Raw genomic sequence first — 25,368 nt, forward strand, 5'->3', positions numbered from 1 at the left:
CGGTCGTAGGCAGCAAATCCAAGATTTCGCAAGAACAGAGGAGAACAACAAATGGGTATTTTAGACGGAAAAGTCGCATTGATCACAGGTGCGAGCCGCGGCATTGGCGCCGCGATCGCGGAAGAATTCGCGCGCGAGGGAGCCTCGGTGGTCCTCACCGCCCGGTCGAGCACAGAACAGCCGGGCAAACTTCCCGGAACACTCGAAGAAACTGCGTCCGCCGTGGAAGCCGCTGGCGGCAAAGCTCTGAGCATCACCGCGGACTTGACCAACGGGGAAGACCGCGAGCGGATCGTCCGCGAAGCCTTGCAGCACTTCGGCAAGATCGACATCCTGGTCAACAACGCCGCTGTTACCTTCTTCCAGCCCGGCGCCGAGCTCAAGCTCAGCCGGTCCCAGCTGATGTTCGATATTCAGGTGCAAGCACCCATGCATTTGAGCCAGTTGGTGTTCCCGGGCATGCGCGAACGCGGCCAGGGGTGGATCCTGAACATCACGTCCGGCGAGTCGCGCCACCCGGAAATCCCGCCGTCACGATTCAATGCCAAGGGAACCACCACGGTCTACGGCATGGTCAAAGCCGGGCTGGAGCGGCTCACCACGGGATTCGCGGCGGAAGGATTCAACGACGGCATCACGGTCAATGCCCTGCGGCCCACAAAGCTCGTAGCAACTCCTGGCCCCGTATTCCACGGGGTCCTCAAGGCGGACGACCCCAACGCCGAGAGCCCCGACGTCATGGCGCGAGCCGCCGTCGTCCTCTGCTCAGCAGCCCCCGACCGTGTGAGCGGGCGGATCCTCGAATCGGAGGAGGTCCTCGCCGACTGGACCCCCCGGACCCAGCACCAGGCTGGTTCCCGTGCCTAGCGACAACCCCGGCGAAAACATGCAGCCACCCCTCGCGGACGTGCAGTGGCTCAGCGGGATCAAGGTTGTCGAGGTAACTACGGCTGTTTCCGCCCCGCTCATCGGCAGGGTCCTGGCAGAGCTCGGGGCCGAAGTGGTCAAGGTGGAGTCTCGCGCCAAGCCTGACGTCAACCGGGCGCGCCTGCCGCGGCCCACCGACCCCGAGGGCTTTCCGGCCCACGAGGCCTTCCAGCTGCTGCATGAGTCCAGCTCCAGCAAGAAGAGCGTGACCCTCAACCTCAAAACCGAAGAAGGCCAAGGGCTTTTCCTGGACCTGCTGGGTGACGCCGACGTCTTCATCGAAAACTTCGTTCCCGGCTGGCTCGACAGGCTGGGACTGACCGTGGAATCCCTCCGGGAGCGTTTCCCGCGGCTGGTGATCCTGTCCGCCAGCGGCTACGGGCAGACCGGACCGTTGCGGACACAGCGTTCGTACGCGCCTGTCATGTCCGCACTTGCCGGAGTCGAGGGACTGATCGGCTACGACGACGGACAGGTCATGGGGTGTTCCGCGCTGGCGCTCGCAGACCTGAACTGCAGCTTCACCGGCGTATTCCTGGTGGCGGCGGCCCTGCGCGGACGCGAGGAAGCAGGGGAAGGAGCGCACCTGGACCTCTCCCAGATCGAAGCTGCGTCCACACTGGTGGGAGAAGCGTTCGTCGAGGCACAGTGCGGCCAGGACTTGCCAGGACCTCGCGGGAACGCGGACCCGGACGGGACGCCTTGGGCGCTCATTCCGACAGATCGCCCCGATCGGTGGGTGGCCGCCGTCGGGCAGGATCCTGCCGACGCGATGCCGCGGGAGCTGCCGGCGGACCGGCGTCCGTCCCGTGAGGAGGTCCTCCAGCGGCTACGATCGCGCGGAATCGAGGCGGCCTCCGTGCTTACCCCGGCGGAGGTTGCCAAGGACCCCGGCTCCGCCGCCCGAGGCTTCACCCAAACGTTGGAACACCCGCACCCCATGGTGGGGGAGATCAAGGTAACCAGCGTGCCGTGGTACCTCGACGGCGGATTGCCCCGGGTCCGGACCTTGGCGCCCCTGCTCGGCGGCGACAACGCCGCTGTGCTTTCCCGCTTCAAAGACGCCGACACACTGGCCAGCTTTGAAGAGAAGGGTGCTCTGCGATGAGCAACGGGATGTTGCAGGGAACCCTTACGGTGGAGCTTGGGTGGACCCGGGCGGCCGCCTTTACGGCCAAGCTGATCGCCGACGCCGGCGGCAGCGTCGTGACGCTCGAGGACGAGTCGCGACGTACCGCCCTCACAGACGAGGCGCGGATGTTCCTGGACCCGCACAAGGATGTTGTCGCCTTCGTCGAAGACCAGGACACAGTAGTGCTTGAGGAACTCATTCCCTTTGCGGACCTCCTGGTCACAGACCTTCCGGAGGAAGAACTGGCGCGCCGGGGCTTTGATTGGGACGCGATCCGGGCGCTCAACCCGAGTATCAGCTATGTCCGGCTCTCCGCCGTTGGCGGGAGGCCTGGCGGGGGACCAGGCGCCGCCGGCCCGGACACTGCTGCGTTGGACACCTCGGGGAGTCCCGGCGAACTGACCATGCAGGCGCTGAGTGGCTTGATGGAAATGGTGGGCGACCCGCAGCGTGAGCCCCTCGCGCTCCCGTACGGCATCGGATCCCTGCAGCTTGGCCTGCACGGTGCCGCCGCCGGGACCGCCGCTATGTACACCGCTGCCCGCAGTGGGCAGGGACGCCTCGTGGAGATCGCCGGCGCCGAAGTGCTCGCCTCCTATGTGCGTATCTACGGAGCCGTGGCGTCGTACTACGGCATTCCGCTGCAGCGGGACGGGCGGCGGGCGCCGGGCTCGGGCGGACGCTATCCTTTCGGGATCTTCCCCTGCCGGGACGGCTACGTAGCCATGATCTGTCGCAGCGATCGGGAGTGGACCAGCCTGCTTGGCATGATGGGCAACCCGGAATGGTCCACCCGCGACCGTTACCGGGACCTCTACGCCATCGCCATGGAGTATCCGGACGAGGTGGACGAACTCATCGCCCCCTGGCTCATCGAGCACACCCGGGACCAGCTGTTGGACCTGGCCCAGGAGTTCGCCATACCGGTGGCACCCGTGCGTTCAGTTGCCGAGGTCCTGGAGGACGCCCAATTGCGCGACCACCGCTCCTTCTTCGACATCCTGCAGAACGATGATGGCGACACCATCCAGGTTCCAGGCCGTCCCTGGGCAAGCCAGGAGCGGCGTACAACCCTTTCCAATCCCGGTTCTTTGGACGACGTGCTGCAGCACCGGCCTGCATCGTCGCAGCAACTCGTACTCACAAAAACGGAGGCATCATGACCACGGCAGAAGATCCCGTACTCGTTGAGCGGAGCGGCCCCATTGGCCGACTCATCCTCAACCGGCCGGAGAAGAGCAACGCGCTCACGTTTGATGACGCGCAGTTCCTCGTCGCCAAGCTCCACGAGCTCGAAGACGACGACGACATCAAGGTGATCATCCTCAAAGGCAAGGGACGCTCCTTCTGCGCCGGCCATGACCTCGACGACGTCGTCCGCGTCTTCGGACTCGACCGCAAAGGTCCCGACGGCAAGCCGTTCAAGATGAGCCAGCGGGCACGCCTGCAGTTCGACCGCCGCCTGGCCGATGAATACATGGCCTTCCAGTACTCGCAGAAGCCCGTGATCGCCCAGGTCCAGGGTGCCGCCGTCGGCTTCGGTATGTACCTGACTGAACTCGTGGACCTGGTGGTGTGCGCTGACAATGCCCGCTTCAGCCACGCCGAGCAGCGCCTGGGGTTCGCTGGGAACACCTGGCACCTGAACATGCAGATCCTCACGTACGGACCCAAGAAGGTGCGCGAACTGCTGCTCTTCGGCTCGCAGTTCGACGGCAAGGACGCTGAACGGCTGGGCTTGGCCAACATCTCCGTCCCGGAGGACGAGCTGGACGAGACGGCGGAAAAGTGGGCCGAGCGCGTGGCCCGGAACCCCAAGGACGCACTGGTCCTGGGCAAGGCCATGCACCAAATGGCCTTGGACTCCCTGGGTGCCTCGCAACAATTCATCCGCGGAGTCGTAGGGCACACGCTCGGGACGGGTCTGTCCTTCGAGAAGGACGAATTCAACTTTTTCCGGGAACGCCGGGACAAGGGAACCAAACAGGCCTACCAGAACAGGGATGCCAGCTACGAAACGGAAGTGGTGTAAACAATGACTGACCTACTGAACTATGCCGGCAAAGTCTGCGTCGTTACCGGCGCCAGTTCCGGCATGGGCAAGGCAACGGCCAAACTCCTCGCTGGCCAGGGAGCCACGGTCTACGCCCTGGACATCAACGAACCCCGGGAGCCCCTGGGCACCTTTATCAAGGTCAACCTCGGAAACCGTCTCTCCATCGACGAGGCTCTCGCGGCCCTGCCGGCGCACGTGGACGCCGTCTTCAGCTGCGCTGGAATCGCGGGGGAGATCTACTCCGGCCGCAATTTCTCCGAGCTGGACGTGCTGACCATCAACTTCATCGGCGGGCGATACCTCATCGAAGGCCTCATCCCGCGCCTCCCGGAGGGCGGCTCGATCGCCGTCATTGCCTCCACCGGCGGTATGCGCTGGCAGCAGCGGGCTGAGAAGCTCCTTCCCTTCGCCACCACGGCCGGCTTCGAGGAGGCGCAGCAGTGGTTCAAGGAGAATCGTGACGCCTTGTTCGAGGGCTTCCCCGGCGTCAACGTTCCCTACATGATTTCGAAGGAGGCGCTGATTGTCTGGATGAAGCACCGCGCCTACCAGCTCTCGGGCCGGCGTATTCGGCTCAACTCCATCTCGCCGGCCTCCACCGCTACGCCCATGAGCGACGATTTCAGCCTCAATGCGGCAGGCCTGAAGGGCTCGCACATTTCCTTGGTGGGGAAGCCGGCCACCCCGGCCGACCAGGCCAAGGCGCTAGTGTTCCTGAACTCAGACCTGGCCTCGTACGTGAGCGGGCAGGATCTCCAGGTGGACTACGCCTTTACTGTCCGCGGACTGCACGGGCTGGACTGAGTGCCGGCATGTCGAGCACAGCTCCGATTGAATTCGATAACTCTCGTGAGAAGGACTGAGAAATGACAGTTTCCCCAACAAGCATCGATGAAATGGTGATCTCCTTGGTGCCCAAGGACCTCCTGATCGATGGACGATGGATGACGGCCGACGGCGATCGCACCTTCGACGTCATCGACCCCTCCACCGGCGAGGTGCTCTGCGCCGTCGCCGATGCCTCGCCGGCTGACGGCCGGCGCGCCCTGGAGGCCGCGGTAGCCGCCCAAGCGACGTTCGCCCGCACGACGCCGCGCTCCCGAGCGCAGCTCCTGAAGAATGCACTGGCCCTGCTACAGGAGCGCACCGAGCAGATCGCGGCGATCATGAGCCTTGAAGCGGGCAAACCGCTGGCCGAGGCGCGGGCCGAAATCGCCAGCGCCGGCGATTTCATCCTGCACTTTGCCGAAGAAGCCGTGCGGATTGAAGGCAACTACCAGGAGAACCCGGTCAGCGGCGGGCGGATGATCGTGACGCGACAGCCGATCGGCACCGCCATCCTCATCACGCCCTGGAACTTTCCGTTGTCCCAGGCGGCCCGCAAGCTGGCTCCCGCGATCGCTGCAGGCTGCACCTCCGTGGTCAAGCCCGCCAAGGAGACACCGCTGACGCTGCTGGCGTTCGCGGAAGTCCTGAAAGATGCCGGCGTCCCGGACGGCGTCGTCAACGTGGTTACCACCAGCGATTCCAACGGGGTCATGGAGCCGCTGATCCGCTCCGGCCTTGCCCGTAAGCTGTCCTTCACGGGTTCCACGCCTGTGGGGGTGAAGCTCCTGGAACAGGCGGCGGAGCAGGTGTTGAGCTCGTCGATGGAACTGGGCGGGAACGCCCCCTTCATCGTCTTCGAAGACGCGGACCTGGACGTTGCGATCGACAGCCTCATCCTGAACAAGATGTGGAACGCCGGCCAGACCTGCACTTCGGCCAACCGGATCTACGTTCACGCATCGGTGATCGACCGCTTCCAGGTGATGCTGACCGAGCGGATGTCCGGCTACGCGCAGGGGCGCGGCGTGGACGACGGCGTGACGCTGGGGCCTCTGATCAACGCCAAGCAGCTAGCGTCTGTCCATGCGATGGTCACGGATGCGCTCGACGCCGGCGCGAAGCTGGTGCTCGGAGGCGCACCGCTTGATCGTCCCGGGTTCTTCTACCCGCCAACGATCTTGCGTGACGTACCGGCGGACGCTGCCCTCAATCGGGAAGAGATCTTTGGGCCTGTTGCCGCGTTGATTCCGTTCGAGACGGAGGAAGACGTCGTGAAGCGGGCCAACGACACGGATTACGGGTTGGTCTCCTACATCTTCACCGAGGATCTACGCCGGGCTGTCCGGGTTTCTGAGGCCATGGACTCCGGCAACGTCGGCCTGAACCGAGGGACGGTGGCGTACGCAGCCGCTCCGTTCGGCGGAGTCAAGAAATCGGGCCTTGGCAGGGAGGGCGGCAAGGACGGGATCGAAGAATTCCTCGAAACCAAGTTCATCGCCCTGCAGCTCTGAACCATTGCACCTCCGGTCACAAACGGAAGGCCCCTGGATCTGATCCAGGGGCCTTCCGTTTGACGGGTCCTGCGGGTCCTTTCTATGCCTCCTGGCGAGGCGTCACCTTGACTGTGAGGGTGTCCACGCCGTTGGTGAGGCTGTTGCCTTTCAGGAGCGTCAGGTCCTTCTGCGGATCGAACTCCACGCTCTCCACGTCCCGGGCGAGCACCTGGAAGAGGATCTTGCTCTCCAACCGGGCAAGCGGGGCGCCCACGCATGCGTGCACACCGTGTCCAAAGCCGAAGTGGCCGTCGGTCTCCCGGTCGATGTCGAACTGGTCCGCGTGCGGCCACTGGGACTCATCACGGTTTGCGGACGCGAGCAGGAGGCGCACGATCGAACCTTTCGGGATCATGACCCCGGCGAACTCGAAGTCTTCCGTGGTACGGCGCGGAGCCTTGTGGACGGGGCCGCGGAAGCGGACGAGTTCTTCGATGAACTTCTCGCTGTCCTGTTCGGGGTTGTCGCGGAGGCGGCGCAGAAGATCCGGGTTGGCCTCGAGCTCCCGGAATCCGGCGGCGATCAGGCGCTCCGTCGTTTCGAAGCCGGCGACGAACACAAACGCGCACAGCTCGGTCGCTTCGTCTTCCGTGAGGACTCCGTCATCGAGCCATGACCTCGCGATGTGTCCGGCAACTGATTCGCTCTTCTCTTCGTGCAGGCGCCTGAGCGTCATGTTGAGGTACGCGAAGAATTCCTTGGTGTATTTCTCGTCGTCGTCCGTGCCTGGAGCCATTCGGGACAGCCGGGCGAAATAGACGAACATCTGGTCGGACAGGAAATGAATCTTGTCCAAGTCCTCAACTGGTACGCCAAGGATGCCGCTGATGGTTGCGATGGTCAGGGGACGCGAGACGTCATTGACAACTTCGCCGCCGCCAGCATCCACGAGGGCCTTGACGCGCGCCTCCGCGACCTCGCGCACACGGTTAGTGACCAGCGCGATTGTCTTCGGAATGAACGCGGAGGCGATGACCTTGCGCAGCTTCACGTGCGCAGCGCCGTCCAGCAGCGTGGGGAAGGCGAACGGCGGGACATTGTTGACCTGGTTCAGGAAGATTTTGGGTGAGCGCATCCCCTTGCGAACGTCCTGGTACCGGGAGAGGAAGTAAACATCTTCGGACGGATGGTGGACGCGGAGGACGGGGTGGTGTTCGCGCATCCACTTGAAATGGGCGTAAGGCTCGCCTTGGGTGCCTTTTTCATCGATCACGGTCCAAGGGGCCAGGCCGTCGGGCCAGTCGATTTCATGGGAATAGGGCAGCTGTGCTCCCGGGATTGGTGGCGTTCCCTTCGGGGTTGCAGGGGTGTTCGCTGTTTCAGCAGTAGCGGACATCGTCGTCCTTTCGGTCAAGAATGGCGTGATGACTCCACCGTGCCACGCGTCACACGCCGCACACCCGCGATTTTCGTTCAGTGAAAACCGCTGCCATCCTATGACGTTCCGTACCAGCGGTGACTTTCAGTCCCGTCTTGGCGGTTGTGCGCCGAGGGCCATCGAGATTCCGAAGGATGCGGCCTGCATCGCCGGAATGGCTTCTGTGGGACGCTCCGTGCCGAGTTCGTAGACGACGCTCAGGGCTGCAGCCACCCGGTTGCCAGGGCCAAAGACGGGTACCGCCATCCCGGTCCAGCCGGCGGTGCCAATGCCCGGTGCTATGCAACACCTGCGCTGCCTGATGTCGGCAAGCATCTTTCGCAGCACGTCGGGGTCCGTGACCGTGTCCGGGGTGTACCGGGCCAGAGGCCTTGAGAGGAATTCCGCCTGGAACTCGGGAGTGGCATACGCCAGGAGTACTAGCCCGGAGGACGCAGCGTGCACAGGGTGGCGCTGGGCCACCAGTGCCCGGTTCAGGTTAAGGCCTCCGGGGGTGAGTCGCTCCACGTAGAGGAGAGTCCGGCCCTCAAGGACCGACAGCGTTGTGAGCTTACCCAGGCTCTCGAAGAGGTCTTCCATGTAGGGCAGGGCCGTATCGCGGAGCGACAATGTGTCGCTGCCCCGAGTGGACAGCTCCCACAGGCGCAGGCCAATGCGGATCTGCTTCGATTCGTCGCGCTCCAGGAGTCCATGGCGCACCAACTCAGTGACCAAGCGGTAGGCAGTGGGCACCGGTAGGCCTGCCCGCTCCGCCAGGACGGTAAGGGGCATGGAACGGTTTTGGCGGTCGAAGGACGCCAGGATCCGGGCCACCCTGGTGATGACCGATTCACCCAATGGCGTGGTGGTCACGCTGCTACCTACCTTCCAATGCCTCCCATAGATTATGGCCCTAAACGCGTCGATTGCTCCGCGGGTTCCCTCATAAACCTTCAAAGGGAACCTACGGAGCAACCGATGGCCTTACAGCGCGTTCAGTCGGTGGCGTGGGCGCTGAGCGGTGTTGTCGCCGTCGGGCCTGAATTTGACGGCGACTGCTGCTCCAGCGGGTCCGCGATCACGTCCATTTCGCGTGCGTTGGGAAGCCCGAATCGAGCTACTAAGATCCCGATGACGGCGAAGACGATCACATAGTAGGACGGTGCTGTGGCGCCGAAGTTGGCAGAAAGGTACGTGGCGACGAAGGGGACAGTTCCGCCGAATACCGAGAAGGCAACTGAGTAGGCGAAGCCGCTGGCGCTTGCCCGCACATCCACAGGGAACAGTTCAACGATGGCAATACCGGCCGAGATCATCGTGGCGTACTGCATCGAGGCGAAGATCCCGAGGCCGATTGCCGCCGGAATCGGCCCCCAGGACATCATGACGAAGGCAGGAAAGACCCAGATCGCCAGGCCGACCGAAATCATGATTGCAAACTTCTTTCGTGAGATGCGGTCCACGAGCCGGCCGAAGAGGCTGCAAGCGAGCATGGCGATCACCATGCCGGAGACAAGCACACCGAGTGCCGTTGCCATGGGTAGCTTCTCGAACTGGACCAAGTGCGTCACCATGTACCCGACTGTGAGGTAGCCGGCGACGGCCTGAAGTGCCACCCAGCAGAAGAGAATGAAGAGTTCCTTCGGCACACTGCGAAAGGCCTGGATCAGTGGCGCATGCCGGTGGCCAGCTGCGGCGTTGATGACCGCGGATTCCTTCGCGGCCTCCTTGAACGCTTCCGACTCGTCGATATGAAGGCGAAGATAGAGGCCCACGATACCAAGGGGCACCGCGACGAAGAACGGAAGCCGCCACCCCCAGGCCGTAAGGGCTTCGGCAGAAAGAACGGAGGTGGTAATCATTGCCAGAAGGGCGGCGCTGGCTGCGCCCGCGATGGAGGAAACGATGAGTGGCGCTGTATTCCGGCCGCGCCGGCCTGCAGGTGAATGCTCGACGACAAGCACGAAGGCGCCCGTTGATTCGCCGCCGACAGAAAAGCCTTGCAAAAGGCGGCAGACCAGAAGGAGCGCCGGGGCGAGCACGCCCACGGTTGCGTAGGTGGGCAGCAGGCCGAGGATTGTTGTGGAGACACTCATGAGCAGCAAGGCAAGGATCAACTGGCGCTTGCGTCCGAGACGGTCGCCAATGTGTCCGAATACGACCCCGCCGACGGGCCTGATGAGGAAGGCCACGCCAAAAACGGCGAAGGTGGAGAGCAATCCTGCCACTGGGTCGACGGTCGGGAAGAACAGCTTTGCGATGGTGACGGCGAAGTAGGCGTAGAGGGCGTTGTCGAAGTACTCGATGAAGTTGCCGATCGCGCCGGCCCTGCGGACTTTTCGCATGCGGGCGAGCTCGGATGGGGCAGGAGAATGGGTTGTTGCCATGTTGGGTTCCCCTCAGGTGATGTGGTGTCGGCTGGGCTCCGGGTCATCCGGAGAGGCCGCCTTTCTGGGTTTCGTACATCGAGAGGAGCACCGTTGCCCGTCACGCTGTGCGAGGTATTACAACTCTAAAAGTCAATTGGTATGACCTTTATCACATTCAACGTACTGCTGGCTGGATTGTCAACCCTTTTCGGGCGATCCTTTCTTGGTTCATCAACGACCCCTGCTAGCGGCCGACTTTTCCCATCAAAGACGCGATCGGACGAAGGAAGAGTGGCCGCGCCAAGAACCAGCTGCCAACGATGACCACGAGCGAGGCGGCGAATAGTGCGAAACCCAACCAGCCGTCGTCGTCCGCTGCTGCGTACATGTGGTTAAGGTTTCGCAATGCTCCGGTGCAGAGTACGAGCGTCACGTGCACTGCGATGAAAACGACGAAGTAGATCATCACGGGAAAATGGAGCCTCCTGGCAAGTTCGATGGGGTAGGCCTTGTTCAATCTTGGCGAGCGCGGCCAGGCATTGGACATGCGGAGTCCGGACAGGAAGGCCAGTGGTGCTGCGATGAACACCGTGGCGAAATAGCTCAACAATTGCAGGCTGTTGTAGTTGTTCCAGCCATTTTCCAGGGGCCAGTCCAGGGAGGTGTATTGGAGCACGGCGGATAGGGCGTTTGGCAGTACGTCCCATGATGTGGGGACGACGCGCATCCATTGACCGGTCGCAAGGAGCAGCACGAGGAACGTGGCGCCGTTGAGTATCCAGAGTGCGTCCAGCGTCAGGTGAAGCCAGAGATCCAAGCTGATCTTCTTTGGCGGACCCGACGTCTTGATGAGCCCGTTGTTTTTGCGGGTCCAGTAGGCGGAAGGGCGTTGCGTAGTTCGGACCTGCCAGCCGGTTCGAATGATCAGCACCATAAAGAACACGTTGAGGAAGTGCTGGAAATTGAGCCAGGGTGGCAGTCCTGAGGGGGCGTCCATGCGGACGCTGCCATATCCCGGGTATTCAACTATGAACGCGTGGACTGCTGGCAATGAGACGAGCCAGCGTGCAAAGACGATGATTACTGCGAGGCTCCCGATGGCGGCAATTGTGATGGCAACGAACCTCAACAATTGACTCTTCTGGCTAGGTTTTTCCGGGCGTTGGGGCTTGTCCGGGGCGAGCGTCGACATCGTCGTCGGCTCCTCTCGTGTGGTGCGGCAGTGCTCTGGGAGCGGGCGTCTTCACGCTGATGAGTCGAGATTAGACGTCATTCCGCGATAAGGTCAATAGGTAGGACCAAATAAATGTTCCTCCTTTGGGTGATTCGACTGGTGAGTCGAATCGTCGGAAGTAGCCACGGTCCGGTAAGGACAATCGCGGTCGTGTCGGGGCCGGCTCTAGCCCTAGGCAGGCACTCCTGGGCGTCGCCTGGTTCGTCTCGCCGTTGGGACGTGGGCGGGGTGGCCGTCGTCATGCAGTAGTTCGGTGACAGGATCATGAATGCTCGAGGGAGGTGATCTGGTGATGGAAAGCGTCCAGACTGTCGCGGCGGATGGGCATCGCGGGCTTCCTGCCGGACTGAATGCGGGCAATTGCGATGTGCCCCGGTTGAGCTCGGCAAAGAGCTGCGAGGGCACAGAAAAGAAGGTGTGTACAACGTACACACCTTGGGGTGTCGGACTGGGCCGTACCCGTGCCGGAATGGCTCGTATTCAGTATGTTTTCGGGAGAGGGGCGGATTTTCAAGGGCGGGAATGCGGTTCGAGTCCCACCTCGGGCACGGCATTCCCCCTCGTCAGAGGGGGTTTTTGCTTTAACGTGTCTACAAAGCTTGCGTTGGCGCGCCTCTGACGCTGGTGGTGCGGCGGGTGCCTGGCCGCCGCGGTGGCCGATTCAGGTGTGTGGGTGGCGGGTTCAGGGTCCTGGCTGGTGGGCCTTCCGCCTGCTGTGATTGAGTTTTGGGGTCCTCGTTCCGGTTCTGTCGGGTTGGTCGGGGTGGCTAACACCTGTTCATGGTTCGGGGTGCAACATGATGAATCCGACGTTGGCGCGGAAGTCTCCGGGGGAGTTACTTCGAGTCCTAAGGGGGAGCTGTCCCTGTTCGTTTGTCCTGCCAAAGGGGGGTGTGGACAGTGTCCACACTTACGTCAGCTTTATGGAACTGCCTATGGTGGTCCGCCCCTGGGCCTTTTCTATGCATAGGCCCGCACTGCGGGTGCGGGCCGGGGGTACCTGCCAACACCCCAAACCACCGTGGACACGTCGCTGTCGCACGCGCAGCTAAAACGAGTACCCGGCACTCAAGAGCCGGTCGGTTCCGCAGCCTAGTATCTGCTCGTGGGCATTTCCACGGAAGATGCTCTCGACGGTAGCTGCGCCAATGCCCCGTACCAGGTGACACCGGGCATTGGCGCGTTACCTTGGCTCCGGTCCACCGGTCCATGAAAGGCAAAGACAATGAATATTCCCGTGATCCTCGCAGCGGCTGTCCTTGCACTGTCAGGATGTGCCAGCCAGCAGCCAGGCGCGGTGCCCAGCACTCCGAGCAACAGCCGTCCTGCACCGACACCCTCGACCGTAATCACGACGCCCCGGTCGGCCCCTCAGCCGCCCGTTCAGCAGCCGACCCCACAGCCGCCTGCCGGGCTGCGGTTCGTGCATTCGCCGGGCGTTGTCGCGTGGGACGAGCATCTGCAGCCCGGCCAGTGCGCAGCCAAGGTCATAGACGCCGCGGCAGGCCTCGTGCTGCCGGATCCGGCCTGCACACCCGGCGCCGTTGATCCGGACGTGACGACAGCGACGCTGCAGACAACCATCTGCAAGACGGGGTATACGGCCACGGTGCGGCCACCCGCGTCGGAAACGAACAAATTCAAGGCCGCCGCGCTGGCGGCATACGGCATGGCCGCCGATCCATCCATTGAGCTGGACCACCTGATCCCGCTTGAGCTTGGCGGGGCCAACTCGGCATCAAACCTGTGGCCTGAGATGAACCGTGCCGGGGCAACCGGGACCACAAACCCGAAGGACGCCCTGGAAAACCGGCTCCACATGGCCGTGTGCTCCGGGGCATTGACGCTTGAAACAGCACAGCAGATCATCCTCGACTGGGCGCATAATCTCTAGAACGACAAAAGAAGCCAGGAGAAGCGTGCGCGGTGCAGCTTGGGGATATCGACTTCCTGTGCCGTACCTTGGCCGTCGGGGGCATTGGAACACATGGCAGCCACGCCGGATGACAGCCTAACGATGCGGTTCAGTCGGGCCCTTCGCCGGACCCGTTTCCATGAGGGTGGTTAGTCGTCCCACTTGCTCGGAAAGCCGCTGGATTTCGAGTCGAAGGGGTTCTTCCGCTTTCACGGTCGCGCTGGCGGCACCCACCGACACCTGCTCCACCAGCCATGAAGCTACCGATGCAGTTATCACTCCGAGGACTGCGATGCCGCAGACCATGAGGCCGGCCGCCACGCATCGACCGGTGAAAGTAACGGGATAGCGGTCCCCGTAACCAACAGTGGTGATGGTCACCAGCGCCCACCACAGGGCGTCACCGAAATTACGGATGTTCGCGCCGTCGGCATTTTCTTCGGCGTCGAGAACGGCCAGCGCTCCGCAATATGTCAGCAGAAAGGCGGAGCCCAGGACGTAGGTGACAATCCGTCCTCTGAGCGCGTTCCCGGCTGTCTTGTGGAGGACACGCAATAGGGTCACCAACCGGAGTAGGCGCAAGGGCCGCAGGACTGGCAGGGCGAGGATCACGAGCTCGTGAATGTTCCGGACGAACCACCGCCGGCGATCCGCAGCCAGATAGAGGTTTGCGGCATAGTCGACGGCAAACACAGCCCAGGTAGCCCAGATGATGACGTCCACGAACACCGTTTCCGGACCGGACGGGTTGGCTATCACCTGGACTGAATAGGCGGCAAGGAAAAGAACTGCGGCCGCGACGAGAGGCCATTCGGCGGTACGGCGCCATTTCTCTTGACTCATGCGGCCGATACTAGACGGCCGCATCGCCTCTGTCAGTCACAGGAGCTCGAGGACGTGTTACGGAGATGCACTAATTTCCGGGCCACACGAAGCCTCGTGAGGTGTCACGCGAACGATCTTTTAGCGGACCGGACGGGAGTTCATTGCCCGGGTAGGTGTAACCCGGCCCATCCCTCAAGACATAGACGCTGACGGAGAACACTAGAGCTTCGGATATATGCCGTCGCGAGTTGTTACTACTTGTCTCCCAGCGGTCGCGATGGACCTGCCGGCCTTCCTTGAGCGCGTCAGGCTCGGTCATAATTCGCTGAGATTCGATGATCCGCTTTACGGTGGCTGCGTACCAAGCTTTGGCGGGCGTTGCCGAACACGAACCCGTCGGGGGGATTCCAGGCTCAGGCGTTGAGGTACACGCCGCGGGCCGTATCTGCCTTTCGGAGCGTTTGAATGGTCCCGGTGGACCACACCTTGCCGCCCGCGGGCCGACGGCACTCCTTCTGCAGTTAACCGAGCTGCTATTCCGGCGATGGTCATCCCGGCGCCGCGCATGTCCACAACGCGGCGGACCAGCTGGGGGTCGAGGGTGCGGGGCCGGCCTACGTGCTTTTTCCTTGGCAACCTCAGCGAGCGCTTCTTTTGTGCGCTGGCGGATCATTCCGCGTTCAAACTCGGCCATGGAAGCAAGGACGTTGGCCAGCATGCCGCCGGTTACAGTGCTGGTATCGCTTGAAAGATCCAGGAGTGCGATGCTCCAGTGTTTGCGATCTGCCATGGGCATGATGCCGGAGAAGTCGCCGACGCTGCGGCTGACGCGGTCGAGACGCACTGCCATGAGGATCTGCGCCTTGCCGGTGTTGAGCATCGTCAACGCCTCCTGCAGGGCAGAGCAGTCAGTGTTCTTGGCCGAATAGCCCTCGTCCGTCTTTGCTACGAGATCCCATCCGCGCCCTTCAGATTCTGCACTGAGCGTCGCGACCTGGAGTTCGGATCTCCTCATCCCAAGTCTCGTTGGTACTGGTTTGGTACCATGGGTATGGTCATGAATCTGCGCGTTCCCGAAGACCTCGACCGCCGTCTCGATGAGCTTGCCGCCCAGGAGTCAATGAGTTGTGCAGCGGACGACCCGGAGCCCCCAAAGTCAGCGCGCTCCCCGACGGCTGGCTGGTTCCGGACCGTCGGGGACGGCAAATCTGGTCCATACGGTCGAAGAGCTGTGGGCCGGCGTGATCGCCTGTTTCACCGACGGGGCCCCTCTTCGGGGCCTTCTAAAGGACCAGCTTTCCTATGCAGCTGATCCGGAGAACGCCGGACTGCCGGCGCGCACAGCCCGTACTGGCATCGGACTTACAGCGCTAGCAGTACAGTTCATTTAGCCAATGTGTCCTTGCAGGACGCACGTTCCGGGCTGAACTGGCGCCGTGGTCGCGTGCCATCACGGCCCCGGCTGTGCGGGGACATCATGTACCTAAGACGGCGGGCAAACCTCATGGCCGCCGCTAACACAGGACCGGTGCCAGCGGAGATGCCTCGTACCCTCCGTCCTTTGGCCGGGACCAAAGGCTCAGTGGCTCCCGTTCGCGGTTAGGAGGCGATGGGTGAGTGATCGGGTCGCTGTGTAGAGGTCTTGGTAGAGAGCGAATATCTCGGAGTAGCCCGCGTCTTGGCGCCTGTCATCGGAATGTCCTTACTCATGTGGCGCTTAACTTCATGATCGGCGGTGGGGCCGGTTTCCTCTGCTGGCTGAGCAATCGGCAGAGGATGACTCGATTCAGCGACTCCGTGCAGAGGCTAGGGCGCCCTCGACGTCGGCCAGAAGTTCCTTCCAGCTGGCGACGAACTTGTCCAGGCCCTCGGATTCGAGGATTGCGACGACGTCGTTGTAGGAGATGCCCAGGCCCTCGAGTGCGTTGAGGACGTTGTTTGCTTCTTCGTAGGTACCGGAGACGGTGTCACCGGTGACCACGCCGTGGTCGAACGTGGCGTCGAGGGTCTTTTCCGGCATGGTGTTGACCACGCCGGCGGCGACCAGTTCGGTCACGTACAGGGTGTCCGGGTAGGCCGGGTCCTTGACGCCGGTCGAGGCCCACAGCGGGCGCTGCGGCAGCGCGCCGGCTTCGGCCAGGACTGCCCAGCGCTCGGTGGAGAACAGCTCCTCGTAGACCTGGTAGGCGAGGCGGGCGTTGGCAACGCCTGCCTTGCCCTTGAGGGCCTTGGCTTCATCGGTGCCGAGGGCGTTGAGGCGCTTGTCGATCTCGGAGTCCACGCGGGAGACGAAGAAGGACGCCACGGAGTGGATCTTGGAGAGATCGTGGCCGTTTTCCTTGGCCAGCTCCAGGCCGGACTGGAAAGCGTTGATGACGGCACGGTAGCGCTCCAGGGAGAAGATCAGGGTCACATTGACGCTGATGCCCTCGGCCAGGGTTGCCGTGATGGCCGCGAGGCCTTCAAGGGTTGCCGGGATCTTGATGTGGACGTTGTCCTTGTTGACCTTCCTGTACAGGTGCTTGGCCTCGGCGATGGTGCCTTCGGTGTCCCATGCCAGGCGGGGGTCCACCTCGATGGAGACGCGGCCATCAACACCCTTGCTTGCTGCGGCGACCGGAGCGAAGAGGTCGCAGGCATCTGCGACGTCGGTGGTGGTGATTTCGAAGACGGTCTCTTCAACCGTGGCGCCCTTGGCGGCCTCTTCGGCAATCACAGCGTCGTAGTCGCTGCCGGAAGTGATGGCGGCATGGAAGATGGACGGGTTGGTGGTGACACCAACCACATTCTTCTCGTCGATGAGCTTCTGCAGGCTGCCGCTGGACAGGCGTTCCCGGGAAAGGTCATCAAGCCAGATGGACACGCCGGCGTCGGAGAGCTGCTGGGTGGGAGTCGTAGTCATTTTCTTTTATCTCCTTGAAAATCTATTCGTTGCAGTCGAATTCGTCTCAGGCGCGTGTTCAGCTACCGAGTCCCGCGAGTGAGTCCTTGGCGGCTGCGGCGACTGCTTCCGCTGTGATGCCGAACTCCTTGAAGAGGCGCTTGTAGTCTGCGGAGGCGCCGAAGTGCTCAAGGCTGATGGAACGGCCGGCGTCGCCGACGAATTCCTTCCAGCCCAGTGCCAGGCCGGCTTCGACCGAGACGCGGGCCTTGACGGTGCCCGGAAGTACGGACTCGCGGTACGCGGAGTCCTGCTTGTTGAACCACTCGACGCACGGCATGGAGACGACGCGCGTGGCGATGCCGTCGGCCTGGAGCGCTTCGCGGGCGTTGACCGCGAGCTGGACCTCGGAACCGGTTCCGATCAGGATGACGTCGGCCGGAACCGTCGCACCGTCCTTTGAAGCCTCTGCCAGGACGTAGCCGCCCTTTGCGACGCCAGCGGTGGAGCCGAAGGTGTCACCCTCGGCGATGCCCTCGCCGCGTGCGTAGGTCGGGATGTTCTGGCGGGTCAGCACGATGCCTGCCGGGTTCTCGTGGTTCTCCAGCATGGTCTTCCATGCTGCAGCAACCTCGTTGGCGTCGCCGGGACGGACAACGTCCAGGCCCGGGATGGCGCGCAGGGTGGACAGCTGTTCCACCGGCTGGTGGGTGGGGCCGTCTTCGCCCAATCCGATGGAGTCGTGGGTCCAGACGTACAGCGACGGAACACCCATGAGGGCGCCGAGGCGGATCGCGGGACGCTGGTAGTCACTGAAGATCAGGAACGTGCCGGAGAACGCCCGGGTCCGGCCGTGCAGCGAGATACCGTTCACGATCGACGCGGCGGCGTGCTCGCGGATACCGAAATGCAGAACCCGGCCGTACGGATTGCCCTTCCACGCGGCGGTGGAGCGCGAGGCCGGGATGAACGACGGCGATCCCTCGATGGTGGTGTTGTTGGACTCGGCGAGGTCGGCGGAGCCGCCCCACAGTTCCGGAAGGACCGGGCCGATCGCGTTCAGGACCTTCCCGGAAGCGGCGCGGGTGGAGACTTCCTTGCCTGCCTCGAACACCGGGAGCGCGGCGTCGAGCTCGACGGGGAGCTTCTTGGCCTCGATGCGCTCAAGCAGTGCCGCGCCCTCGGGGTTGGCGGTCTGCCACTCCTCGAAGGATGCCTGCCATTCGCTGCGCTCGGCTGCGCCGCGTTCGACGACGGCACGGGCGTGTGCCAGGACGTCCTCGTCAACCTGGAAGGAACGTTCGGGGTCGAAGCCCAGGACTTCCTTCAGTGCTGCGACTTCTTCGGCACCGAGGGCGGAACCGTGGATCTTGCCGGTGTTCTGCTTCTTGGGGGCCGGGTAGCCGATGATGGTGCGTAGCGAGATGATGGACGGCTTGGAGGTCTCGGCCTTGGCGGCGAGCAGGGCGCCGTAGAGTTCCTGGACGTCTTCGACGTATTCGCCGGTCTTGGTCCAGTCCACGCGCTGGGTGTGCCAGCCGTAGGCTTCGTAGCGTTTGAGCACGTCCTCGGTGAAGGCCACGTCGGTGTCGTCTTCGATGGAGATGTGGTTCTCATCGTAGATGACTACGAGGTTGCCCAGTTCCTGGTGGCCGGCCAGGGAGGAAGCCTCCGAGGTGACGCCTTCCTGGAGGTCTCCGTCGGAGGCAATGACCCAGATGGTGTGGTCGAACGGGCTCTCGCCGGCGGGAGCATCGGCGTCGAACAGGCCGCGTTGGCGGCGCTGCGAGTAGGCGAAGCCCACCGAGGAGGCCAAGCCCTGGCCCAGCGGACCCGTGGTGATCTCGACGCCGGCGGTGTGCTTGTATTCCGGGTGGCCCGGCGTCAGCGATCCCCAGGTGCGCAGGGCCTCGAGGTCCTTCAGCTCCAGGCCGTAGCCGGAAAGGAACAGCTGGATGTACAGGGTCAGCGATGTGTGCCCGGGGGACAGGACGAAACGGTCGCGACCGATCCAGTCCGGGTGCTTCGGGTCGTGGCGCATCAGCTTCTGGAAGAGAAGGTATGCGGCGGGTGCAAGGCTCATGGCCGTGCCAGGGTGACCGTTGCCGACCTTCTCGACGGCGTCAGCGGCCAAAACGCGGACAGTGTCCACGGCGCGCTGGTCCAGGCTTGTCCAAGTCAGGATGTCACCGTTCTCATGATTGCCTTGCAGTTTCGGGTCTTCCAGTTCTGACACTGTGTCGGATCCTCTCGTTTTTGGCGCCGCGGGCGCGGTATTGGTCGGTGGTGCGGCGGCAGGTGGCTTCAGAATGAGACTCCGCAGCGCAATATGACGTTGGCGTAGGGTGTCGCTTCTCCGGACCGGACGACGAGTTTGGCCGTCCCGGTGAGTTGTTTGAGTTCTTCGTGGGGGATGTACTCGACCGCGGGGAACCTGTCCTTTATCCATTCGCCGGCTTGACCCACAGTTGATTCCGCTGCTGCGGTGCAGCCTTCGAAGATCACGTCGTTGCGCAGGGCGTCGAGTACCTGGAGGAAGCCGGGGGTTCCCTGGACCAGGGCCAGATCCACGGTGGGGGTGCCAAGGGGGATGGGGAGGCCACAGTCGGCGACGACGACGAGATCCCCATGGCCCAGGGCGGAAATCGCGGCGTTGAGGGCGCCGTTGAGGATGCCGTTCTTCTTCACTTCATACCCCCGGGAAGGTCATCCGTGGACGTTGGGTAAGACTGCTGCGTTCCGAACCGCTGTACTGCGTACGCGCCCACCCGGACAGCAAATTCCACTGCTTCGCCCAGGCCCGCTCCTGCTGCAAGGCTGGCGCTTAGGGCGCCGACGAAGGCGTCTCCGGCTCCGGTGGTATCCGTCACGCGCACCTGGGGGAAGAAACGGAGTGAATGCCGTTTCCGTCCGCGAACATGGCACCCCGGGCCCCGCGTGTCAGAACCACGGTCACCGGGCCGGATACCGCGAGGGCCGCTATGAGGTCTGCGTGCTCGACTGGCACCGGCATCTGTGGTCTGAGCTGGCGCAGGACGAGTGCTGCCTCGTGTTCGTTGACGACGAGGGGGTCTGCTGCCCGGAATGCTTCGGGTGAGAGGGCGACCACGGGTGCCAGGTTCAGGACAACCCGTCCGGTGGCAATCGCGATGGCGGTTTCGGTGGCGACCGGCGGAATTTCGCCTTGGACCACGAGAACCGCGGCACCGGCGATACTCTCCCTCCACTTCAGGACTGATTTGGCGTCCATCCGTGCGTTGGCACCGGCAACAACAACGATGGTGTTCTCACCCCCATCATCCACGGTCACCATGGCCATGCCGGTCGCCGTTCCGCATCCCAGCACCCCGCTCAGGTCCACCCCCGCGGACCGGAGACTTCCCAAAGCCACCACGGCATTGGCATCCTCGCCAACCGCGGCGATGAGCCTCGTTTTCGCTCCCAGCCGGGCTGCAGCGAGAGCCTGGTTGGCTCCCTTGCCGCCAGGAAGGATCCGCACTTCCTTTCCCTGGACCGTCTCTCCGGGACCGGGGTGTCTGGAGACGGTGGTCAGCAGGTCCACGTTGACCGAACCGAGGACCACGACCTCCCTTTCGACCGGCGTCCTCTTCGGTCCATTCACACGTTGATTCATCACGTTCTTCCCGTTGTCTTGGTTGGAGGGGCTGGGTAAAGACGGTGGTTGACAGTGAGCAAACTCACAGCTAAGTTTTATTTATAACACGGTTCAGCAACAAAATCACAGATATCTAACAAGCTGGACCGTCAATCAACTTTCCTCCGAGGTGGTACTTGGCGGAAAGAAGCGACCGCCCCGCCTCGCAGCCGAGTCGGAGCACTCTTCCGATAGGAGCGTCAACGCAGATGCGCGCAATAGTTTTTGAAGGTCCAGGTCAGCTCGCACTCGGTGAAGTGCCGGATCCGGTTCCGGGTCCCAAAGAAGTAGTCATCAAGGTCGCGGCAGTCGGTATCTGCGGCACCGACACCCACGTGCTTGACGGTGAATTCGAAGGCACCGTTTTCCCGCTCATCCCCGGCCATGAAGCCACCGGAACGGTCGAGGCAGTCGGAGAGGGCGTCACCAGTCTGGCGGTCGGGGACCACGTCGCGGTCAACCCCAGCACCACCTGCGGCGAATGCGAATACTGCCTCACCGGCAGGGGCAACCTTTGTCGGAACTGGAACGGCCTGGGAGTCGTGGCAAGCGACGGTGCAGCGGCGCAGTTCCTGAAGGCCCCGGTAAGCAACGTCTTCAAGCTCAAGCCTGAGACGGACCTGTATCAGGCAGCCCTCATCGAGCCCTTGGCATGTGCGATCCGCGGCTACGACATTCTTCCCCGCAAAATGGGCGAGCACTACCTTGTCTACGGTGCCGGCACCATGGGTCTGCTCATGGCTCAGCTCGCTCCCCGGGCCGGTGCTGCCAGCGTGACGATCGTCGATCTGAACGAGAGCCGGCTGCAGGCCGCCCGGGACGTCGGAATCGAAAACGTCTATTCGAACGCGGACGAAGCCGCGAGGCACCAGTGGGACGTCGTGATCGACTGCACCGGCGTCATCCGTGCCATCGAGGACGGGCTCCCACGGGTGAAGGCCGGCGGAACCTTCCAGCACTTCGGCGTCGCCCCGGCAGAAGCGAAGGCCGGTTACTCGCCCTTCCGCGTCTATCGCGACGAACTTAACATCGTCGGGACCATGGCGGTGCTCAACACCTTCGGCAGGGCAGTGGAGATGTTCGAAGCCGGGGCCATCAAGAGTGTGCCGATGATCAGCCACGCGTTCACCCTTGACGATTACAGCGAGGCCCTGGAGATGTTCCGCAAGGGCACCGGCCGCAAGCTCCAGATCCGGCCCAACGACGCGATGTCGCACGTCCTTTAATGTTTGCGCCGGCATACATCCACCCCGAATCAAACACAGCAAAGTTGAGCTCATGAGCACTCGCAAGTCAACGGCCAACAGACCCGGCCGTCTTATCGGCATAGGCGCGATCCTCGTTCTCCTGGTACTGATGTTCTTCAGCACCAAGATTTTCACTGGTTCCCAAGCCACGCAGGCGGCGCCCGGCGCGTTCAGCCCGCAAGGGTTCGCACAGGAGAAATATGAATCGGAAATCGCACCCGACATCGTAAAACGCGCCACCGACATCGCCACCGTCAGCAAGGCCATCAAGGCCGATGCTGGTGCGGCCGCAAAGCAGTACGGGGTTGTCAGCGGGACGTCGCCGGCCGTGTATTCGGTCAAAGTGACGGGAATCGCCGGAGCCCCCGATGCTAACGGGCTGGTGCCAGTGAAAATCGACGGTGTTCCGGCCGACATCAAGGTCTTGGTGCAAATGGGCCCGGCCGTCAACGGCACCGCCATTCGCGATGCCACCGGAAAGGTCGACTTTTCCCAGTTCAAGAACCAGATTGACTATCAGAATGTCGGTGCTGAACTGAACAACCAGGTCAAAAAACTCGTACTCGCCAACGTGGACGCGAAGGCGCTGGAGGGCAAGACCGTCTCCGTGATCGGGGCCTTCCAGTTGATCAATCCGGCCGCGTACATCGTGACCCCCGTAAAGGTTGACGTGACGAAATGACTGCCAACGTGATACTTCGAGCCAAGAATGTCACCAAGCGTTACGGCGGCACGCACGCCCTCAAGGGCGTCGACTTTGAGGTCATCGAGGGCAAAGTGACCGCTCTGTTCGGGGAAAACGGTGCAGGAAAATCCACCCTGATGAAGATTCTCTCGGGGATTGAAATGCCGACTTCCGGCAGCCTTGAGCTGCGGGGCGAGGCGGTCGAATTTTCATCAACCGTTGACGCCCGGGACCAGGGGATCTCGATCATTCATCAGGAGTTGAGCCTCTGCCCGAACCTGAGTGTGCGGGACAACATCTTCATGGGCCGCGAAATTACCGGCAAGACCGGCGCCGTGGACTACCCGGCCGAACGCAGGATCGTCAAGGAATTGATGGAGCGGCTCGAAGAACCCATCGATCCCGACACGCTGGTCGCAGACCTGCGGCTTGGCCAACAGCAGATCGTCGAGATTGCGCGTGCCCTGTCGGTAAACGCGCGGATCCTGATCATGGACGAACCGACGTCGGCACTGAGTGCATCCGAGGTCGAGGTGCTCTTCAAGGTAATCCGGGATCTCACCGCCTCCGGCGTTTCCATCGTCTACATTTCACACCACCTCGAAGAAGCCATCGAGATTTCCGATTACGCGGTGGTATTGCGGGACGGCTCGATGGTCGCATCGGAGGACATGGCAGACGTCGACCTCGAATGGATTGTCGGAAACATGGTGGGCCGCAACTTCAACCTCGGCGAGCCGCCGACAGCCGACTTCGGAGAAGTCGCCCTGGAAATCGATGACGTGAAAGTAGCCGATCCATCGAACCCTGAACGCCTGTCCGTCAACGGGGTCTCCCTGGACATCCGGGCCGGGGAAATAGTGTGCATCTATGGTCTGATGGGCGCCGGCAGGACGGAGATGCTTGAAGCCCTCGCCGGGCGCGTGCCCCTCATGGACGGCCGCGTCGTCGTTGACGGCCGGGACCTGGCCGGTCTCTCCATCGCCGAGCGGATCGGCTGGGGACTGGGACTGGTACCGGAGGACCGGCAGCGGGACGGGCTCGTGCAGACAATGTCGGTGGGCCGGAACCTGTCCCTGGCAAGTCTCGGGTCCTTCGTCAAGGGAATGCTTCTCTCACGCCCGGTCGAGGACACGCTGGTTGCGCAGGGCATCCAGGACGTCAGGGTCAAAACGGCCGGAGCTTCGGCCGCGATAGGTTCCCTCAGCGGCGGCAACCAGCAGAAGGTCGTCATCGGCAAGATGCTCGCCACCAAGCCCAAGGTGATCCTTCTTGATGAACCAAGCCGGGGAATCGACATCGGGGCCAAGGCGGAGGTCTTCGGACTCCTCAGCGAACTGGCCGGAAAAGGGCTGGCGGTACTTTATTCGACCTCCGAGGTCGGCGAATGCTTGAGCATCGCCCACCGGGTGATTGTGATGAGCAAGGGCCGCATTTCCGCCGAATTCGACGCATCGACCACAACAAAAGAGCAAATCATGGCAGCCTCTGGCGAGTCCGCCACCACATCGACGACGAATGGACACGAGAAATGAGTTCAACACGGACAATGGCCGGAGCATCCAGGCCGGGATGGCTGTCCGGAGGCCTTGACATCCCCCGATTGCTGCTGGAGGGACGGGCGTTCATCGCCCTCATCATCATCACCGTGATCTTCTCCTTCCTGTCGCCGAACTACTTCAGCGTTGAGAACCTCCTCACCATGTCAGCTCACGTGGCCGTCTTTGCCATTTTGGCAATCGGCATGCTGCTGGTGATCCTCAATGGCGGCATTGACCTCTCCGTCGGCTCCACCGTCGGGCTTTCAGGGGTCGTGGCGGGCTTCCTCATGCAGGGAATCCAGATCCCGGCCCTGGGACTTTCGCTCTACCCCGCCGTCTGGGTATGCGTCGTGATTGCGGTGGCGGTCGGTGCGTTCGTGGGCTGGCTCAATGGCATGCTCGTTTCCCGATTCGGCGTCGCACCGTTCGTCGCAACGCTGGGTACGCTCTATGTCGTTCGCGGAGCCGCGCTGCTGATTACGGGCGGTCTGACGTACCCGAACCTGCGCGGTGATGATGCCCTGGGCAACACGGGATTCGACTGGCTTGGGTTCAACCGGATCCTCGGCATCCCTACCGGCGTGCTTGTCATGGTTGTCATTGCGGTTCTGGGCAGCATTCTCCTGACAAGGACACCTTTTGGACGGTGGCTGTTCGCCTCCGGCGGCAACGAGCGTGCAGCCGAGCTGTCGGGCATCCCGGTCAAGAAGGTCAAGGTCCGCATTTACGTGATTTCCGGCGTCTGCGCGGCTATTGCCGGCGTCATCATCGCCTCCGAACTCACCTCGGCGAACCCGACGGCAGGCAATTCCTTTGAGCTGACCGCGATCGCCGCCGTCGTCATCGGAGGCGCGGCTCTCTCTGGAGGCAGGGGCAATATCCGGGGCACGCTGCTGGGCGCCTTCGTGATCGGTTTCCTCTCAGACGGGCTCGTCATCATCGGCGTCTCCGAATACTGGCAAATGGTCTTCAAAGGCGCCGTCATCGTCGTCGCCGTGATGTTGAACCGTGTCGAATACCGCTCCAAGAGGGTCAAACCGACCGCCGCGGGAGCCCCGCACGGCTCCGTCAACGTCCCGCGCGGTCCGGTCCTGAACGCGAAGGAACCGGCAAAGTAGCGGTGCAGATCAATCTCTTTCCAAACCTGAACAAACCACTGAAAG

General features: G+C 62.8%; 20 protein-coding genes and 1 pseudogene. 11 read left to right on the plus strand and 10 right to left on the minus strand.

The genetic code is table 11. From position 1 onward, the window contains the following. Window positions 1-51 precede the first annotated feature (51 nt). The 6 genes from OW521_RS18125 (at window position 52) to OW521_RS18150 (ending at window position 6,454) form a co-directional block, all read left to right on the plus strand. Window positions 52-867, plus strand: coding sequence for an SDR family NAD(P)-dependent oxidoreductase (locus OW521_RS18125; RefSeq protein WP_268020970.1), 816 nt, complete (start codon window positions 52-54; stop codon window positions 865-867). Further along, the gene (locus OW521_RS18130) at window positions 860-2,035 is read left to right on the plus strand and encodes a CaiB/BaiF CoA transferase family protein (protein WP_268020971.1); all 1,176 of its coding nucleotides are present in this window, start codon (window positions 860-862) and stop codon (window positions 2,033-2,035) included. The genes OW521_RS18125 and OW521_RS18130 overlap by 8 nt, the downstream gene beginning before the upstream one ends. Next, window positions 2,032-3,222 (plus strand): CoA transferase, encoded by a 1,191-nt coding sequence (locus OW521_RS18135; RefSeq protein ID WP_268020972.1) that lies wholly within the window; start codon window positions 2,032-2,034, stop codon window positions 3,220-3,222. The genes OW521_RS18130 and OW521_RS18135 overlap by 4 nt, the downstream gene beginning before the upstream one ends. Further along, complete coding sequence (locus OW521_RS18140; RefSeq protein ID WP_268020973.1) at window positions 3,219-4,091, plus strand: enoyl-CoA hydratase/isomerase family protein; 873 nt, start codon at window positions 3,219-3,221, stop codon at window positions 4,089-4,091. Before OW521_RS18135 ends, OW521_RS18140 begins: the two co-directional genes overlap by 4 nt. 3 nt (window positions 4,092-4,094) lie before the next feature. Further along, window positions 4,095-4,919: an SDR family oxidoreductase gene (locus tag OW521_RS18145; protein WP_268020974.1), complete on the plus strand. Its 825-nt coding sequence runs from the start codon at window positions 4,095-4,097 to the stop codon at window positions 4,917-4,919. 62 nt (window positions 4,920-4,981) lie between these two features. Then, window positions 4,982-6,454: an NAD-dependent succinate-semialdehyde dehydrogenase gene (locus OW521_RS18150; RefSeq protein ID WP_268020975.1), complete on the plus strand. Its 1,473-nt coding sequence runs from the start codon at window positions 4,982-4,984 to the stop codon at window positions 6,452-6,454. 82 nt (window positions 6,455-6,536) lie between these two features. Here the strand turns inward: OW521_RS18150 and OW521_RS18155 are convergent, their stop codons facing one another. The 4 genes from OW521_RS18155 to OW521_RS18170 all read right to left on the minus strand — a co-directional run bounded on the left by OW521_RS18155 (window position 6,537) and on the right by OW521_RS18170 (window position 11,414). After that, window positions 6,537-7,832: a cytochrome P450 gene (locus tag OW521_RS18155; RefSeq protein WP_268020976.1), complete on the minus strand. Its 1,296-nt coding sequence runs from the start codon at window positions 7,830-7,832 to the stop codon at window positions 6,537-6,539. A gap of 126 nt (window positions 7,833-7,958) precedes the next feature. Then, window positions 7,959-8,726: an IclR family transcriptional regulator gene (locus OW521_RS18160; protein ID WP_268020977.1), complete on the minus strand. Its 768-nt coding sequence runs from the start codon at window positions 8,724-8,726 to the stop codon at window positions 7,959-7,961. A 122-nt stretch (window positions 8,727-8,848) separates the two neighbouring features. Beyond that, window positions 8,849-10,240, minus strand: a complete 1,392-nt coding sequence (locus tag OW521_RS18165) for an MFS transporter (protein ID WP_268020978.1) — start codon at window positions 10,238-10,240, stop codon at window positions 8,849-8,851. Window positions 10,241-10,466: 226 nt separating this feature from the next. Beyond that, window positions 10,467-11,414, minus strand: coding sequence for a cytochrome b/b6 domain-containing protein (locus OW521_RS18170; RefSeq protein ID WP_268020979.1), 948 nt, complete (start codon window positions 11,412-11,414; stop codon window positions 10,467-10,469). A gap of 1,267 nt (window positions 11,415-12,681) precedes the next feature. Here OW521_RS18170 and OW521_RS18175 point away from each other — a divergent pair. Continuing rightward, a complete protein-coding gene (locus tag OW521_RS18175; protein ID WP_268020980.1) occupies window positions 12,682-13,350 on the plus strand; it encodes an HNH endonuclease signature motif containing protein in 669 nt (222 codons plus the stop codon). Between the two features lie 117 nt (window positions 13,351-13,467). Here the strand turns inward: OW521_RS18175 and OW521_RS18180 are convergent, their stop codons facing one another. The 6 genes and pseudogenes from OW521_RS18180 to OW521_RS18210 all read right to left on the minus strand — a co-directional run bounded on the left by OW521_RS18180 (window position 13,468) and on the right by OW521_RS18210 (window position 20,711). Beyond that, entirely contained in the window at window positions 13,468-14,214 is a 747-nt protein-coding gene (locus tag OW521_RS18180; protein ID WP_268020981.1) for a potassium channel family protein, read from the minus strand. A 70-nt stretch (window positions 14,215-14,284) separates the two neighbouring features. Next, on the minus strand, window positions 14,285-15,211 hold the full coding sequence (locus tag OW521_RS18185) for a recombinase family protein (RefSeq protein WP_268020982.1): 927 nt from the start codon (window positions 15,209-15,211) through the stop codon (window positions 14,285-14,287). A 771-nt stretch (window positions 15,212-15,982) separates the two neighbouring features. Continuing rightward, entirely contained in the window at window positions 15,983-17,098 is a 1,116-nt protein-coding gene (tal, locus tag OW521_RS18190; RefSeq protein WP_268020983.1) for a transaldolase, read from the minus strand. Window positions 17,099-17,156: 58 nt separating this feature from the next. Further along, window positions 17,157-19,304, minus strand: a complete 2,148-nt coding sequence (tkt, locus tag OW521_RS18195; RefSeq protein ID WP_268025948.1) for a transketolase — start codon at window positions 19,302-19,304, stop codon at window positions 17,157-17,159. A gap of 77 nt (window positions 19,305-19,381) precedes the next feature. Continuing rightward, on the minus strand, window positions 19,382-19,765 hold the full coding sequence (rbsD, locus tag OW521_RS18200; RefSeq protein WP_268020984.1) for a D-ribose pyranase: 384 nt from the start codon (window positions 19,763-19,765) through the stop codon (window positions 19,382-19,384). Further along, window positions 19,762-20,711 (minus strand): annotated as a pseudogene (locus OW521_RS18210) (ribokinase). Before OW521_RS18210 ends, rbsD begins: the two are co-directional and overlap by 4 nt. 230 nt (window positions 20,712-20,941) lie before the next feature. On the opposite strand from OW521_RS18210, the gene OW521_RS18215 reads away from it, so the two are divergent. Genes OW521_RS18215 through OW521_RS18230 form a run of 4 tightly spaced genes read left to right on the plus strand, consistent with a single transcriptional unit; the run spans window position 20,942 to window position 25,323 of the window. Then, window positions 20,942-21,958 (plus strand): zinc-dependent alcohol dehydrogenase family protein, encoded by a 1,017-nt coding sequence (locus tag OW521_RS18215; protein WP_268020987.1) that lies wholly within the window; start codon window positions 20,942-20,944, stop codon window positions 21,956-21,958. Window positions 21,959-22,010: 52 nt separating this feature from the next. Continuing rightward, window positions 22,011-22,661 carry a DUF2291 family protein gene (locus OW521_RS18220; RefSeq protein WP_268020988.1) on the plus strand — a complete coding sequence of 217 codons (651 nt, stop codon included), beginning with the start codon at window positions 22,011-22,013 and terminating at the stop codon, window positions 22,659-22,661. Then, window positions 22,658-24,199 (plus strand): sugar ABC transporter ATP-binding protein, encoded by a 1,542-nt coding sequence (locus OW521_RS18225; protein ID WP_268020989.1) that lies wholly within the window; start codon window positions 22,658-22,660, stop codon window positions 24,197-24,199. The genes OW521_RS18220 and OW521_RS18225 overlap by 4 nt, the downstream gene beginning before the upstream one ends. Further along, on the plus strand, window positions 24,196-25,323 hold the full coding sequence (locus OW521_RS18230; protein WP_268020990.1) for an ABC transporter permease: 1,128 nt from the start codon (window positions 24,196-24,198) through the stop codon (window positions 25,321-25,323). Before OW521_RS18225 ends, OW521_RS18230 begins: the two co-directional genes overlap by 4 nt. Window positions 25,324-25,368: the final 45 nt, after the last annotated feature.

It is taken from the genome of Arthrobacter sp. MMS18-M83 (genome assembly GCF_026683955.1).
In the GTDB taxonomy this organism is placed as follows: domain Bacteria; phylum Actinomycetota; class Actinomycetes; order Actinomycetales; family Micrococcaceae; genus Arthrobacter.